Origin of the sequence: Pseudomonas cedrina subsp. cedrina, from assembly GCF_001983175.1 — a bacterium.
GTDB classification, from domain to species: Bacteria; Pseudomonadota; Gammaproteobacteria; order Pseudomonadales; family Pseudomonadaceae; genus Aquipseudomonas; species Aquipseudomonas cedrina.
Window position 1 is genome coordinate 140,431 of the sequence record NZ_MNPW01000006.1, and the last position, 15,711, is coordinate 156,141.

Sequence of the window (15,711 nt, forward strand, 5' to 3'; positions counted from 1 at the left end):
CCATGGAACGGCAACTGGACGCTTACTGCGCTCACCTGCGCAACGAGCGCCAGGTGTCGCCCCACACCCTGGAAGCCTACCGCCGGGACTTGAACAAGGTCCTGGCGTTCTGCGAGAAACACCAGATCACCAGCTGGAAAGCCCTGGATATCCAGAGCCTGCGCAGCCTGGTCGCGCGCCTGCACCAGGCGGGCCAGTCCTCGCGCAGCCTGTCGCGCCTGCTCTCGGCGGTACGTGGGCTCTATCATTACCTGAACCGTGAAGGCCTGTGCGACCACGACCCGGCCAACGGCCTGTCGCCGCCCAAGGGCGAGCGGCGCCTGCCCAAGACCCTGGACACCGACCGCGCCCTGCAATTGCTGGATGGCGCCGTCGAGGATGACTTCCTGGCCCAGCGTGACCAGGCGATCCTGGAACTGTTCTATTCTTCGGGCCTGCGCCTGTCGGAGCTGACCGGCCTGAACCTGGATCAATTGGACCTGGCGGACGGCCTGGTGCAAGTGCTCGGCAAAGGCAGCAAGACCCGCGTGCTGCCGGTTGGCCGCAAGGCGCAGGAAGCCTTGCAGCGCTGGCTACCGCTGCGATTGCTGGCCAACCCGGCGGATGACGCGGTATTTGTCAGCCAGCAAGGCCGGCGCCTGGGGCCACGGGCGATTCAGATGCGCGTCAAGGCAGCCGGCGAGCGCGAATTGGGGCAGAACCTGCACCCGCACATGCTGCGACACTCGTTTGCCAGTCATTTGCTGGAATCGTCCCAGGACTTGCGCGCGGTGCAGGAGTTGCTCGGCCACTCGGACATCAAGACCACACAGATCTACACCCACCTGGATTTCCAACACCTGGCGACGGTGTACGACAGCGCCCATCCACGGGCCAAACGCATCAAGGGCGGCGACTCATGAGTATCAAGCTGATCACCTTCGACCTGGACGACACACTCTGGGACAACGTACCCGTCATCATCAGCGCCGAAGCGTCGATGCGCGAATGGCTGGCAGTCCACGCCACCAAGGTGGGCGACCTGCCTCTGGAGCATTTCGCCAGCTTGCGTCAGCAGGTGCTGGAGCGTCATCCCGAGCTGAAGCATCGCATCAGCCTGCTGCGCCACAGGGTGTTGATGCATGCGTTTGAAGAGGCCGGTTATCCACAGCCTGAAGCCACGCAAATGGCGGATGTGTGCTACGAAGCGTTCATTCATGCGCGGCATCAACTCACTGTATTTCCTGAAGCCGAGCCGATGTTGAAGGCCCTGCGCCAGCACTTTTTGCTGGGCGTGATCACCAATGGCAATGCCGATGTGCAGCGCGTGGGCCTGGCGGACTATTTCCACTTTGCCCTGCGTGCCGAAGATATCGGCATCGCCAAACCGGATGCGCGCTTGTTTCAGGAGGCGTTGCAACGCGGTGGGGTGGACGCCGGTGCCGCGGTGCATGTGGGCGACCATCCCGGGGATGACATTGCCGGAGCGCAGCAGGCCGGGCTGCGGGCGGTGTGGTTCAACCCGACGGGCAAGGCGTGGGAAGGGGATAAAGCCCCAGATGCGCAGATTCGCAGTTTGACTGAGTTGCCGCCGTTGCTGAGTAGCTGGAATCAACGCTGAGCCCATGCTGGAGCTGGCTTGCCTGCGATTGCGGAGTATCTGCTAGCCCTTTGTTGTCTGGCCCATCGCTATCGCAGGCAAGCCAGCTCCCACAGGAATTGGGGCAAGCCAGCAGTTTTGCACCAGCCATGAAAAAGCCCGCAGCGACGGCGGGCCTTTTCGGCAAGCGGGAGGCAAACCTTAAATAGGTCGGCTGCCGTACTTGTTGTCCGGCTTCTTCGGTGGATCCGCAACCACATTGGGCTCGACTTCGACCACTTTGCCGCCTTTGGCGAGGAATTCTTCCATCGCACGGGCCAGGGCATCGCGCTCTTTGTTCTTGGCCTCAACGCTGGGCAGTTCGTCTACCGAAACGGCAGCCTTGGCTTTGCCTTTGGCTTTGGGAGCCGCATCATCGCCAGCACTGTCATCGAGGTCTTCAGCAACGTCCTCAGCCGCCACTTCAAGACTTTCTTCAGTGTCCTCTTCGTCACCTACTTCAAGGTCGTCGTTTTCCAGATCATCGTCGCTCATGTTCTACCTCATGACTTGCGAAAAGCAGATTAGTTATAGCCCAGCTTCACCCTCTGTCGAGGCAGCCGGAAAAAAATCAACGTCCACAGGATTCCCAGTGGCTTATGCCCCATCACCGTGCAAGGTGGCGAGGACTTTACGGGCACCGCCATGATCGCGGTGCTCGCCCAGATAAACACCTTGCCAGGTCCCCATCGCCAAGCGGCCGGCCTTGACCGGCAAACTCAGCTGGCAGCCCAGGAGACTGGCCTTGAAGTGCGCCGGCAGATCATCCGGACCTTCGTCGTTGTGTTCGAACCCTGCACGCCCTTGCGGCACCAGCGAGTTGAAAAAACGCTCGAAGTCACGGCGAACCGCCGGGTCGGCATTCTCGTTGATCGTCAACGAGGCCGAGGTGTGCTGCAGCCATAGATGCAACAGACCCACGCGACACGCCTTTAATTCAGGCAGGCCGGCCAGCAACTCATCGGTCACCAGGTGAAAGCCCCGAGGCTTGGCCCGCAGGGTAATCAGGGTCTGTTGCCACATACAGTTCTCCGCCCATCGGCGCGCATTCTAGCGCGCTCTGGGAAAAAACAAAGTGCCGAATACGCCTACATGCCTGTAAGACATTCGCACCCTTGAAAGTGCCGTATGCATCCCATCACAAATGCGGCGCAAAACCGGCACGGATTGTTATGACTGACAAACGCCAGGCAAAAAAATGCCCGGCAAGCCGGGCATTTTTTTTCGCGTACTTACAAGTTGTAGCCGCGCTCGTTGTGTTGCGCCAGGTCGAGGCCGACAGCCTCTTCCTCTTCGGTTACCCGCAGGCCCATGACCATGTCCAGTACCTTGAGGATGACGTAGGTCACGATCGCTGTGTAGAGCACAGTGAAGCCCACGCCTTTGCACTGGATCCAGACCTGTGCGGCGACGTCCGTCACCGTGCCGAAGCCGCCCAATGCAGGCGCTGCGAACACACCGGTGAGGATCGCACCGACGATACCGCCGATACCGTGCACGCCGAATGCGTCCAGGGAATCATCGTAGCCCAGCTTGCGCTTGAGGCTGGTCGCGCAGAAGAAGCAGATCACACCGGCGACCAGACCGATCACCAGGGCGCCCATCGGGCCCACGGTGCCAGCGGCCGGAGTGATTGCAACCAGGCCGGCCACTACGCCCGAGGCGATGCCCAGTGCGCTTGGCTTACCGTGGGTGATCCACTCGGCAAACATCCAGCCCAGCGCTGCGGCAGCGGTCGCAATCTGGGTGACGAGCATCGCCATGCCGGCAGTGCCGTTGGCCGCGGCAGCGGAACCGGCGTTGAAGCCGAACCAGCCGATCCACAGCATGGCCGCACCGATCAGGGTGTAACCGAGGTTGTGCGGCGCCATCGGGGTGGTCGGGAAGCCTTTACGCTTGCCGAGCACGATGCACGCTACCAGGCCAGCCACACCGGCGTTGATGTGCACCACGGTGCCACCGGCGAAGTCCAACACGCCCCAGTCCCACATCAAGCCGCCGTTACCGCTCCACACCATGTGCGCGATTGGCGCATAGACCAGGGTGAACCAGATAGCCATGAAGATCAGCATCGCGGAGAACTTCATGCGTTCGGCGAACGCACCAACGATGAGTGCCGGGGTGATGATGGCGAAGGTCATCTGGAAGGTGATGAACACCGCTTCCGGGAACAGCGCCGCAGGCCCGGTGATGCTGGCCGGGGTAACGCCCGCCAGGAACGCCTTGCCCATGCCACCGAAGAAGGAATTGAAGTTGACCACACCCTGTTCCATACCGGTGGTATCGAACGCGATGCTGTAGCCGTAGACAACCCACAGGATGCTGATCAGGCCGGTGATGGCAAAACATTGCATCATCACCGACAGAATATTCTTGGAGCGAACCATGCCGCCGTAGAACAGCGCCAGGCCGGGGATGGTCATGAACAGCACCAAAGCGGTGGCGGTCAGCATCCACGCGGTGTCGCCGGAATTGAGGACTGGAGCAGCCACTTCGTCTGCCGCCATGGCCAGGCTTGGCATTACGATGGACAACAGGGCTCCGAGCCCTGCGAATTTACGCAGAGTCATATTGTTTTCTCCTGGGGCGTTGGGGTTTGGCGGCTTAGATTGCGTCGGTATCGGTTTCGCCGGTACGGATGCGAATAGCCTGTTCCAGATTGACCACGAAGATCTTGCCGTCACCGATCTTGCCGGTGTTGGCGGCCTTGGTTATCGCCTCGATAACCCGGTCAAGATCCTTGTCGTCAATGGCGACATCAATCTTCACCTTCGGCAGGAAATCGACCACGTATTCCGCGCCGCGATACAGCTCGGTATGACCCTTCTGCCGACCGAAGCCCTTGACCTCAGTAACGGTAATGCCCTGCACGCCGATCTCGGACAACGACTCGCGTACATCGTCCAACTTGAACGGCTTGATGATGGCAGTGACTAGCTTCATGAAAACTCTCTCCCGAATTGGTGGACTTGCCCCAGGAAAACAAACCCGTCTCAAGTCTAAGCGCAGTGCCTGGCTTTGTAACGCATCGTCGCCTCGGCATTTGCCTTTGCGACGCCAGCGAACCACTGGTGACGAAACCTGTACCCCTGATCCGTCGGCGCACTGCATTCGTCACAGCGACTGCATCAGTGCATGGGTCATGATCGTCTAAGCAGAAACCTTGCCAGCTCCGTAAAAACCACTGAAATCAGTCCTTTGCTCACTTATGCCCACCCTCGAAGCTTTCCGGCGGCGCCAATGCGCACAAAAACAGTGCGCCTGCGCCCGGCACCCTGCGCGAAAACCGTGCGCTCACCACCGTGAAAAGACTATAGACGCTGCGTGATACACTGCCCGCCAACAGTTATTCCGGAATATTTCCCATGCTCGCGCCCAAAGACCTCCTCGACGCCCTGAGCGGCCACGCCTCTCGCTTGTTCAGCGGTGAAACCCAATTGCCTCGCAATGAAATCGAAAGCCAGTTCAAGGCGCTGCTGCAAAGCGGCTTCAGCAAACTCGACCTGGTGAGCCGCGAAGAGTTTGATAGCCAGATGGTGGTGCTTGCGCGCACCCGTGCACGGTTGGAGAACCTGGAGGCGAAGGTGGCCGAGCTGGAAGCCAAACTGACGCAACCTACTGAATAAACGCGCTAAATGTGGGAGCGGGCTTGCTCGCTCCCACAGGTGTTCTGTGTGTTCTCTGGATACGTTCTGTAAAACCTCCCCCGCAGCGCTTTCCCCCACCTCGTCTACCCTTGAAAAACCGCAGGAAGCGGCCTCCCCTTTCAAGGAACGAGCATGTCCCTCGCCATCGTCCATAGCCGCGCCCAGATCGGCGTCGAAGCCCCCGCCGTCACCGTCGAAGTGCACATGGCCAATGGTTTGCCGTCCCTGACACTCGTGGGCCTGCCGGAAACGGCGGTCAAGGAAAGCAAGGACCGCGTGCGCAGCGCCATCCTCAACTCGGCCCTGCAATACCCGGCCCGCCGCATCACGCTCAACCTCGCGCCCGCCGACCTGCCCAAGGACGGCGGGCGTTTTGATTTGGCGATTGCCCTGGGGATCCTGGCGGCCAGCGTCCAGGTGCCGGCGTTGATGCTTGATGATGTGGAATGCCTGGGTGAGTTGGCGCTGTCCGGCGAGGTGCGGGCAGTCAAGGGTGTGTTGCCTGCCGCGCTGGCGGCGCGCAAGGCCGGGCGCACCGTGATAGTGCCTCGGGCGAATGCCGAGGAAGCGTGCCTGGCGTCGGGGTTGAAGGTGATTGCCGTGGATCACTTGCTGCAGGTCGTGGCACACCTGAACGGGCATGTGCCGATTGAGCCCTACAAGTCCGATGGCTTGCTGTATCTGAATAAACCTTACCCGGATCTGAGTGAGGTCCAGGGCCAACTGGCGGCCAAGCGCGCATTACTGATCGCCGCGGCGGGTGCGCATAACCTGTTGTTCAGCGGGCCGCCCGGCACCGGCAAGACCTTGCTCGCCAGCCGGCTGCCCGGCCTGCTGCCACCGTTGAGTGAGCAGGAAGCCCTGGAAGTCGCCGCGATACAGTCGGTGGTCAGTCTTGCGCCGCTGAGCCATTGGCCGCACCGGCCGTTTCGCCAGCCACACCACTCGGCATCAGGGCCGGCGCTGGTGGGCGGTGGATCAAAGCCGCAACCGGGGGAAATTACCCTGGCCCATCACGGCGTACTGTTTCTGGATGAATTGCCGGAGTTTGATCGCAAGGTGTTGGAAGTGCTGCGCGAGCCTTTGGAATCGGGGCATATCGTGATTTCCCGCGCCCGTGACCGCGTGAGCTTTCCGGCACGCTTCCAACTGGTGGCCGCCATGAACCCCTGCCCTTGCGGCTACCTGGGCGAACCCAGCGGGCGTTGTCGCTGTACACCGGAGCAGATTCAGCGCTACCGCAACAAACTGTCCGGGCCGTTGATGGATCGTATCGACCTGCATCTGACCGTCGCACGGGAAGCCACTGCGTTGAATCCAACCCAACAGGCTGGTGATAACACGGCAAAGGCGGCGGCAGAGGTGGCCAAGGCCCGGGAACGCCAGGAGCGGCGTCAGGGTTGTGCGAATGCCTTCCTTGATCTGCCCGGGCTGCGCAAGCACTGCAAGCTGGTAAAGGTGGATGAAGGCTGGCTCGAGACCGCCTGCGAGCGACTGACGTTGTCGTTGCGCGCGGCCCATCGCCTGCTCAAGGTGGCACGTACCCTGGCGGATCTGGATCAGGTGGATGCCATCACCCGAGACCATCTCAAGGAGGCTTTGCAATACCGCCCGGCGGCGATCACGTGAGCCTTACACAGTCCCCAATGTGGGAGCGGGCTTGCTCGCGAATGCGGTGTGTCAGTCGCCGGATTAATTGACTGATCCACCGCCTTCGCGAGCAAGCCCGCTCCCACACTGAACGGCAGTATTTCAGCGGAAGCGGTCTACCTCATGCCGCAAGCCCGCCGCCAACGTTTCAAGCTCCTTCGCCGTAATCGCCAAGTTCGACACCACCTCACGCTGTTCGCTGTTGGCCAGCGCAATGCTCTGCAGGTTGCTGCTGAGCAAGGTCGCGGTGCTGCTCTGTTCCTGGGTGGCGGTGGTGATCGCAGCGAATTGCTCACCGGCCGAGCGGCTTTGCTCGTCGATGCGCGCCAGCGCCGAAGCGACATCGGCATTGCGCGACAGGCCTTCCTGCATCAGCGCATTACCCTGCTCCATGGTGCTGATGGCGTTGCCGGTTTCCTGCTGGATACTCTGGATCATCCCGGAAATTTCATCGGTGGCCTGGCGTGTGCGCGAAGCCAGGTTGCGCACTTCGTCGGCGACCACGGCAAAACCACGCCCCTGCTCACCCGCCCGCGCGGCTTCGATGGCGGCGTTGAGCGCCAGCAGGTTGGTCTGTTCGGCAATCGACGTGATCACCCCGACGATGCCGCCGATTTCCTGGGAGCGTTGGCCCAGGGTATTGATCACCGCAGCGGTGCTGTTCAGGGCGGCGGCGATGTGTTCCAGGGACGACGAGGCCTCTTGCATCGAGTTACGTCCGATGCGGGTTTGCTGGGCGTTCTCCTGGGCCAGACGCTCGGTGGCGCCCATGTTGTCGGCGATGTTCAGCGAGGTGGCGCTGAACTCTTCCACCGCGCCGGCCATGCTGGTGATTTCGCCGGACTGCTGCTCCATGCCTTCATAGGCGCCGCCAGACAAGCCGGACAATGCCTGGGCGCGGCTGTTGACCTGTTCGGCCGCCGTACGAATGTGCGAGACCATGGTCGACAACGCTTCACCCATCTGGTTGAAACTGCGCGCCAGTTGGCCGATTTCGTCATGGCTGGACACGTTCAGGCGTGCGCTCAAGTCACCCGCGCCCAAGGCTTCGGCCTGGCGCACCAGATCGCTCAACGGTGCCAGCTTGCTGCGCAGCAGCCACACCGTGGCGCCGACCGCCAACAGCATCGCCAGCACGCTGCCGATCACCAGGCGAAGGCCTACATCCCAGGTCACCGAGCGAATCTCGGCCTTGGGCATACTGGCTACCACGGCCCAGGGTCCGCCTTCGAAAGGGACCGAGACGCTATAAAAGTCTTCGCTTTTGTCGGCCCAGAAGCGGCCCACACCCGGGGTCTTGGCCAAGTCCAGCATCACTGGAACCGCCTGGTCAGGCGTCTGCACGCCGGCGGGCGGCACCAGCCAGCGTTTTTGCTCATCCAGCAGCGCCAGAGAACCGGTCTGGCCGATCCTGAAACGCTTGAGGTTTTCGAACTGCGTGTTCTGAGCGTCGGTGTAGTCGAAACCGATGAACAACACCGCAATCACTTTGCCGCCGGCGTCGCGCACCGGGCTGTATTGAGTCATGTAGGAGCGGTCGAACAATACCGCGCGACCGATATAGGTCTGCCCGCTGGAAACACGCGGATACGCCGGCCCATTGCGATCGAGCACGGTGCCGATGGCGCGATTGCCATCCTGCTTGGTCAGGGAGGTGCTGACGCGGATGAAGTCGTCGCCGCTGCGCACGAACACCGTGGCCACGCCGCCCGACATCTGCTTGAACTCGTCGACTTTGTCGAAGTTGTTATTCAGGACCTCGCTGCCCAGGTACAGGCTCGGCGTCTGTACACCGGCGACCGCGACTGGCTGGTCCGCCCGCACGCTCAAGCCGGCGCTGAAGCGCTTCTCGAACAGCCCCGTCAGACGCTCGGTACTCTCGCGCAGCGTACTGTGGAACGTATTGAGCTGGTCAGCGAGCAGTCGCGCCTCGCTGGCCAAGTGCTCCTCACGCGTAGCGAGGTTGGCGGCGTCCAGCGAACGCAGGGCAAAAACGGTGCTGCCACCAATGGCGACAGCCAGGATCACGGCGAGCGCGATACCTAATTGAGAGGCGATCCGAGCGCGAGGTTGAGACATGACAGCTCCTGGCCGAGGCCAGGATCATCCTGATCTCATCGCTACTCGGCTAATTATCTAGTGAGGAATCGTTGGTGCACGACTGTTCCAACACACCTTCTTCGGCTGGCAGAGACAATACTTGAGCGCGTCACAGGGATATCTCGCAAACGATTGCGTTACGGTATTGCCCGCACCTGGTCGAGGCGTTCCACCTGAGGCAAATCCATGGCGTTGACTTCCGCCTGAAGAAACTCCGCCAGCCGCCGCAAACGCTCGCCGCCGGGGCGGGTTTTCGGCCAGACCAGGTAGTAGCTTTCGCCACTGGCCACGGCGGTTGGCCATGGCAGGCTGAGCCGGCCCTGGGCCACGTCTTCGGCCACCATCAGCAAGTCCCCCATGGACACGCCGTAGCCTCGGGCCGCGGCGATCATGCCGAGCTCGAGAGTATCGAATACCTGACCACCCTTGAGCGACACCTGGGACGACAGCCCCATGCGCTCCAGCCAATTGCGCCAATCGCGACGGTCGGGCGTGGGGTGCAGCAATTCGGCAGTGGCCAGGCGGGCCGCGTCCCAGGGGCCATCCTCCAACAGGTTCGGCGCGCCCACGGGAATCAGCAGCTCCGGGAACAGATAACAAGCCTCCCAGTCCGCCGGAAAATGCCCGAAGCTCAACAGTACCGCGCAATCGAAGGGTTCCTGGTTGAAGTCCACTTCGTCAATGCTCATCCAGGCGCTGGTCAGTTGCACCTCATTGCCCGGCTGCAAGGCCCGGAAGCGACTGAGCCGCGCCAATAGCCAGCGCATGGTCAAGGTCGACGGCGCCTTCATGCGCAGGATGTCATCTTCTGCGTTCAGGGTATGGCAGGCGCGCTCCAGTGCGGCGAAGCCTTCGCGCACGCCCGGCAACAACAGGCGCGCCGCTTCAGTGAGCTGCAAGGTTCGACCGTTGCGCTGGAACAGGCGGCAAGCGAAGTGCTCCTCCAGCGTGCGGACATGTCGGCTCACCGCACTTTGCGTAATGGACAATTCCTCCGCCGCGCGGGTAAAGGAGTTATGCCGAGAAGCGGCTTCGAAGGCACGCAAGGCATAAAGCGGAGGAAGACGACGCGACATATGGAAACCTCCCACAAGGCAATTCCGCACACTAGCATGAGTTTAAGTCATGTGAACGATCGCATTTATCCCTTTGTGCAATGGGCTGGGAGCGCCGAGAATCAACCCTTCCTTAACCCTCCGACTTTTCGAGCGTGATGATCATGCAGCATCCGGCACGTACCGAACTCTGGGCAATCCTGCGGCTGTCAGGGCCGTTGATTGCCTCACAGTTGGCGCACATGCTGATGGTGCTGACCGACACCTTGATGATGGCCCGCCTTAGCCCCGAAGCCTTGGCCGGTGGCGGCCTGGGCGCGGCGAGCTACTCGTTCGTGTCGATTTTCTGCATTGGTGTGATTGCCGCCGTGGGCACGCTGGTTGCCATTCGTCACGGCGCGGGTGATATCGAAGGCGCCACTCGCCTGACCCAGGCCGGGTTGTGGCTGGCTTGGCTGATGGCCTTGGCGGCCGGCCTGCTGCTGTGGAACCTCGAACCACTGCTGCTGATGTTTGGCCAGACCGAAACCAACGTGCACTCGGCAGGGCAGTTCCTGACGATCTTGCCGTTCGCCCTGCCCGGCTACTTGAGTTTCATGGCCCTGCGCGGCTTCACCAGCGCCATCGGCAAGGCGACGCCCGTGATGGTGATCAGCCTCGGTGGCACGGTGCTCAATTATCTGCTCAACCACGCGCTGATCGAGGGCATGTTCGGCCTGCCCAAACTTGGCCTGATGGGCATCGGCCTGGTCACCGCCATCGTCGCCAACGGCATGGCGCTGGCGCTGATGTGGTACATCCGCAGTAACCGCAGCTACGCCGCTTACCCACTGAGCGCCGGTTTGCTGCGCCTCGACACTCGGTATCTGCGCGAGCTGTGGCGCCTCGGCCTGCCGATTGGCGGCACCTACGCAGTGGAAGTCGGCCTGTTTGCCTTTGCGGCGCTGTGCATGGGCACCATGGGCAGCACGCAGTTGGCGGCGCATCAGATCGCGCTGCAGATCGTTTCGGTGGCCTTTATGGTGCCGGCGGGGATGTCCTACGCGGTCACCATGCGCATCGGCCAGCATTACGGTGCCGGGCAGCTGTTGCAGGCACGTATGGCCGGGCGCGTCGGCATTGGTTTTGGCGCAACGGTGATGCTGGGATTTGCCGCCGTGCTGTGGCTTTATTCCGATCCGCTGATCGGCCTGCTCATCGACCACAACGACCCGGCGTTTCATGACGTGATCGTCCTGGCCGTCAGCCTGCTCGCCGTTGCCGCCTGGTTCGAACTGTTCGACGGCGTGCAAACCATCGCCATGGGTTGTATTCGCGGGCTCAAGGACGCCAAGACCACCTTCCTGATCGGCGCGGGTTGCTATTGGCTGATCGGCGCGCCGTCGGCCTGGCTGATGGCCTTCACCCTGGGCTGGGGACCGACCGGCGTGTGGTGGGGCTTGGCCCTGGGCCTGGCGTGCGCGGCGGTCAGCCTGACCTGGGCGTTCGAGGCGAAGATGAAGCGGATGATTCGGCGCGAGCCCGAAACCTACGGCACCTTACAGGCTGCCCAGCCGGACTGAAGGATGCACGCGGTCAGTGTGGGAGCTGGCTTGCCTGCGATTGCAGTGTGTCAGCCAAGAATTTGCTGGCTGGCCCACCGCTATCGCAGGCAAGCCAGCTCCCACATATGATCGGGTTTGCAACTTAGCCCAGCAGCGCCTGTTGGCCCTTCGCGAACGTCAGGTAATCGACCAATTCCGGCAACGGCAGTGGCTTGCTGATCAAATAACCCTGGGCCTGGTCACACCCGAACAAGCGTAACAACGCAAGCTGCTCAGGGGTTTCCACACCTTCGGCAACCACTTCCAGATTGAGGTTGTGGGCCAGGTTGATCATGGCGTGCACCAACTTGCGGTTCTCTTCGCGCTCTTCCATTCCGCCAACAAAGCTCTTGTCGATCTTCAACAAGGCAATCGGCAGGCTGTTGAGGTGCACGAACGACGAGAAGCCGGTGCCGAAATCATCCAGGGAAAACCGCACACCGAGACGGCCGAGGGCGTCCATGGTCTGCTTGACCAGGTCGCTGCGGCGCATCACGGCGGTTTCGGTGAGCTCGAACTCGAGCCATTGTGCCTCCACGCCACGCTCGGCAATCAGCCGGCTGAGGGTCGAGAGCAACTGACTGTCCTGAAACTGTCGGAACGACAGGTTGACCGCCATGTGCAAAGGCGGCAGGCCCCGTTCGCGCAGATCCTGCATGTCGCGCAGGGCGCGGGAAATGACCCAGTAGCCCAAAGGGACGATCAGGCCGCTTTGCTCGGCCAAGGGCACGAATTCGCTCGGCGGCAACAGGCCACGCTCGCCATGGCGCCAGCGCACCAAGGCTTCCAGGCCGACGATATGCCCGTCGTCCAGGTCCAGCCGTGGCTGGTAATGCAGCTCCAGCTCGTCACGACGCAAGGCGCGGCGCAGCTCGCTTTCCAGGTCGGCAAGGCTGCGCGCGTTGCGGTTGATACGCTCGTTGAATATATGAAAGGTGCAGCCCTGTGTGCTTTTGGCTTGTTGCATGGCGATATGGGCGTGCCACATCAACGGGTCGGCGCCAGCACGGGCGCGGGCATGCGCAACGCCCAGGCTGCAACCGATCAGCAGGCTTTCGCCATCCACCCAATAGGCTTCGGCCATGACTTCGGTGATGCGCTCGGCCATCCACTCGGCACGCTGGGGCGCACGACGGGTGTCGATCAACAGGGCGAATTCGTCGCTGCCCAGGCGCGCCAGTTGGTCCCCGGCTTCGAGCTGGCTCTTGAGCCGCGAGACCACTTGCAGGATCAACCGGTCGCCAGCCTGGTGGCCAAGAGCGTCGTTGGCATGCCGGAAGTTGTCGAGGTCCAGGTGACCAAGGGCCAGGCCGCGGCCTTCGTTCTCGGCCAGGCGCGCGGTCAGCAGGGTCTGGAAGCCCTGGCGATTGGCGATGCCGGTGAGCGGGTCCTGTTCAGCCAGGCGCTGCAGGGTGTTTTCCAGCAGCCCGCGCTCGCGCACGTGGCGCAGGCAGCGGCGCAGCGTATCGGCGTTCAATCCATCACGGACCAGCCAATCGCTGACGCCAAGGGGTGCTACCAGCGGTTCCTGCTCGAGCAGCAACACGCACGGCAAGCTGCAACGACCAGGGCCGGGTTGCAGGCTGGGCGTGGTCAATAGCACGGCGCTGTGGTCGTCATCGAACAGACGACTCACGGACGCCCAGTTTGGCGCGCTGATCAGCACAGCCCCATCGCCCATCGGCGCCAGGCACTCGCGCAACAACGCTGCCCACGCTGGCTCATCGGCCAGCAGCAGCAAACGCAAGGGTTCGACAGGCGTAGACAAGCTAGCTCCCTAGACTCTGCAAGATTTCGTTGGCGGCGGGCATTATGACCTGCGCCCCGATAATCACCAATGATAGGGCTTACCAAACACGCGGACTGTAAAGATTAGTCTCACATAACCCCCACATCCTGCGGCAAAGTAGCAAAACCGGCAAATTTAGATCGAGTGGTACGTCACACTGTCGTTCTGACAGGGCAGAATCCTGCCAGCCTGTTAAAATGCCCGCCCTTTTGAATAACGACTCCCTGAACTGCGTATGTCCCGACTCAACCCCCGGCAGCAAGAAGCCGTGAACTACGTCGGCGGCCCTCTATTGGTGCTCGCCGGTGCAGGCTCCGGCAAGACCAGCGTGATCACCCGCAAGATCGCGCACCTGATCCAGAACTGCGGCATCCGCGCCCAGTACATCGTCGCCATGACCTTTACCAACAAGGCGGCGCGCGAGATGAAAGAGCGCGTCGGCACCCTGCTCAAGGGTGGCGAAGGCCGTGGCCTCACCGTGTGCACGTTTCACAACCTGGGCCTGAACATTATCCGCAAGGAGCATGCGCGGCTGGGCTACAAGCCGGGCTTCTCGATCTTCGACGAGACCGACGTCAAGGCCCTGATGACCGATATCATGCAGAAGGAATACGCGGGCGACGACGGCGTCGACGAGATCAAGAACATGATCGGCGCCTGGAAAAACGACCTGATCCTGCCCGCCCAGGCCCTGGAAAACGCACGCAACCCCAAGGAGCAGACCGCCGCCATCGTCTATACCCACTACCAGCGCACGCTTAAAGCGTTCAACGCAGTGGATTTCGACGACCTGATCCTGCAGCCGGTCAAGCTGTTCCAGGAACACGCCGACATCCTTGAGAAGTGGCAGAACAAGGTGCGCTACCTGCTGGTGGACGAATACCAGGACACCAACGCCAGCCAGTATCTGCTGGTGAAGCTGCTGATCGGCACGCGCAACCAGTTCACCGTGGTGGGCGATGACGACCAGTCGATCTACGCCTGGCGCGGCGCCCGCCCGGAAAACCTGATGCTGCTCAAGGTCGACTACCCGTCCTTGAAAGTAGTGATGCTGGAGCAGAACTACCGCTCCACCAGCCGCATCCTGCGCTGCGCCAACGTGCTGATCTCCAACAACCCCCACGAATTCGAAAAACAACTGTGGAGCGAGATGGGCCACGGCGATGAGATCCGCGTGATCCGCTGCCGCAACGAAGACGCCGAAGCCGAGCGCGTGGCCGTGGAAATCCTCAGCCTGCACCTGCGCACCGACCGGCCCTACAGCGATTTCGCCATCCTGTACCGCGGCAACTACCAGGCCAAGCTGATCGAATTGAAGCTGCAGCATCACCAGATTCCGTATCGCCTGTCGGGTGGCAACAGCTTTTTCGGACGCCAGGAAGTCAAGGACCTGATGGCCTACTTCCGCCTGATCGTGAACCCGGACGACGACAACGCCTTCCTGCGCGTGATCAACGTGCCCCGTCGGGAAATCGGCTCCACGACCTTGGAAAAGCTCGGTAACTACGCCACCGAACGCAAGATCTCGATGTATGCCGCCACCGACGAAATCGGCCTGGGCGAACACCTGGACACGCGTTTCACCGATCGCCTGTCGCGCTTCAAGCGCTTTATGGACAAAGTGCGCGAGCAATGCGCCGGCGAAGACCCGATCAGCGCCCTGCGCAGTATGGTCATGGACATCGACTACGAGAACTGGCTGCGCACCAACAGCTCCAGCGACAAGGCCGCGGACTACCGCATGGGCAACGTCTGGTTCCTGATCGAAGCCTTGAAGAACACCCTGGAAAAAGACGAAGACGGCGAAATGACCGTCGAAGACGCCATCGGCAAGCTGGTACTGCGCGACATGCTCGAGCGCCAGCAAGAAGAGGAAGACGGCGCCGAGGGCGTGCAGATGATGACCTTGCATGCGTCCAAGGGCCTGGAATTTCCCTACGTGTTCATCATGGGCATGGAAGAGGAAATTCTCCCGCACCGCTCCAGCATCGAGGCCGACACCATTGAAGAAGAACGGCGCCTGGCCTACGTGGGTATTACCCGCGCGCGTCAGACCCTGGCCTTCACCTTTGCCGCCAAGCGCAAGCAATACGGCGAAATCATCGACTGTGCCCCCAGCCGCTTCCTCGATGAGCTGCCGCCGGACGACCTCGCCTGGGAAGGCAATGACGACACGCCCACCGAGGTGAAGGCCGTTCGCGGCAACACCGCCCTGGCGGATATACGCGCCATGTTAAAGCGCTAGAATCGACTACTTTTTAATCTACTT

13 protein-coding genes are annotated in these 15,711 nt (G+C 61.7%); 6 read left to right on the forward strand and 7 right to left on the reverse strand.

The window, feature by feature from the left end; translation table 11 throughout:
- Positions 1-2: 2 nt before the first annotated feature.
- Together xerC and BLL36_RS13995 are read left to right on the forward strand one after the other, a co-directional pair.
- Positions 3-902 (forward strand): tyrosine recombinase XerC, encoded by a 900-nt coding sequence (gene xerC / locus BLL36_RS13990; RefSeq protein WP_076952011.1) that lies wholly within the window; start codon positions 3-5, stop codon positions 900-902.
- Positions 899-1,600, forward strand: a complete 702-nt coding sequence (locus tag BLL36_RS13995; protein ID WP_076952012.1) for an HAD family hydrolase — start codon at positions 899-901, stop codon at positions 1,598-1,600. The genes xerC and BLL36_RS13995 overlap by 4 nt, the downstream gene beginning before the upstream one ends.
- 180 nt (positions 1,601-1,780) lie before the next feature.
- On the opposite strand, the gene sutA is transcribed toward BLL36_RS13995, so the two are convergent.
- The 4 genes from sutA to glnK form a co-directional block, all read right to left on the reverse strand.
- Entirely contained in the window at positions 1,781-2,113 is a 333-nt protein-coding gene (gene sutA / locus BLL36_RS14000; RefSeq protein WP_076952013.1) for a transcriptional regulator SutA, read from the reverse strand.
- A 102-nt stretch (positions 2,114-2,215) separates the two neighbouring features.
- Entirely contained in the window at positions 2,216-2,641 is a 426-nt protein-coding gene (locus BLL36_RS14005) for a secondary thiamine-phosphate synthase enzyme YjbQ (RefSeq protein WP_017845176.1), read from the reverse strand.
- Between the two features lie 209 nt (positions 2,642-2,850).
- A complete protein-coding gene (locus BLL36_RS14010) occupies positions 2,851-4,188 on the reverse strand; it encodes an ammonium transporter (protein WP_076952014.1) in 1,338 nt (445 codons plus the stop codon).
- Positions 4,189-4,222: 34 nt separating this feature from the next.
- Positions 4,223-4,561: a P-II family nitrogen regulator gene (gene glnK / locus BLL36_RS14015; RefSeq protein ID WP_002555808.1), complete on the reverse strand. Its 339-nt coding sequence runs from the start codon at positions 4,559-4,561 to the stop codon at positions 4,223-4,225.
- A gap of 422 nt (positions 4,562-4,983) precedes the next feature.
- Between glnK and BLL36_RS14020 the strand changes: the two genes are divergently transcribed.
- Entirely contained in the window at positions 4,984-5,244 is a 261-nt protein-coding gene (locus tag BLL36_RS14020; RefSeq protein WP_076952015.1) for an accessory factor UbiK family protein, read from the forward strand.
- A gap of 153 nt (positions 5,245-5,397) precedes the next feature.
- Positions 5,398-6,894, forward strand: coding sequence for a YifB family Mg chelatase-like AAA ATPase (locus BLL36_RS14025; protein ID WP_076952016.1), 1,497 nt, complete (start codon positions 5,398-5,400; stop codon positions 6,892-6,894).
- A 123-nt stretch (positions 6,895-7,017) separates the two neighbouring features.
- Here the strand turns inward: BLL36_RS14025 and BLL36_RS14030 are convergent, their stop codons facing one another.
- Entirely contained in the window at positions 7,018-8,994 is a 1,977-nt protein-coding gene (locus BLL36_RS14030) for a methyl-accepting chemotaxis protein (protein WP_076952017.1), read from the reverse strand.
- 158 nt (positions 8,995-9,152) lie between these two features.
- On the reverse strand, positions 9,153-10,091 hold the full coding sequence (locus tag BLL36_RS14035; RefSeq protein WP_076952018.1) for a LysR substrate-binding domain-containing protein: 939 nt from the start codon (positions 10,089-10,091) through the stop codon (positions 9,153-9,155).
- 137 nt (positions 10,092-10,228) lie between these two features.
- On the opposite strand from BLL36_RS14035, the gene BLL36_RS14040 reads away from it, so the two are divergent.
- Positions 10,229-11,632 (forward strand): NorM family multidrug efflux MATE transporter, encoded by a 1,404-nt coding sequence (locus BLL36_RS14040; protein ID WP_076952019.1) that lies wholly within the window; start codon positions 10,229-10,231, stop codon positions 11,630-11,632.
- A gap of 124 nt (positions 11,633-11,756) precedes the next feature.
- On the opposite strand, the gene BLL36_RS14045 is transcribed toward BLL36_RS14040, so the two are convergent.
- On the reverse strand, positions 11,757-13,421 hold the full coding sequence (locus BLL36_RS14045) for a putative bifunctional diguanylate cyclase/phosphodiesterase (RefSeq protein ID WP_076952020.1): 1,665 nt from the start codon (positions 13,419-13,421) through the stop codon (positions 11,757-11,759).
- A 256-nt stretch (positions 13,422-13,677) separates the two neighbouring features.
- On the opposite strand from BLL36_RS14045, the gene rep reads away from it, so the two are divergent.
- A complete protein-coding gene (gene rep / locus BLL36_RS14050; protein WP_076952021.1) occupies positions 13,678-15,687 on the forward strand; it encodes a DNA helicase Rep in 2,010 nt (669 codons plus the stop codon).
- Positions 15,688-15,711: the final 24 nt, after the last annotated feature.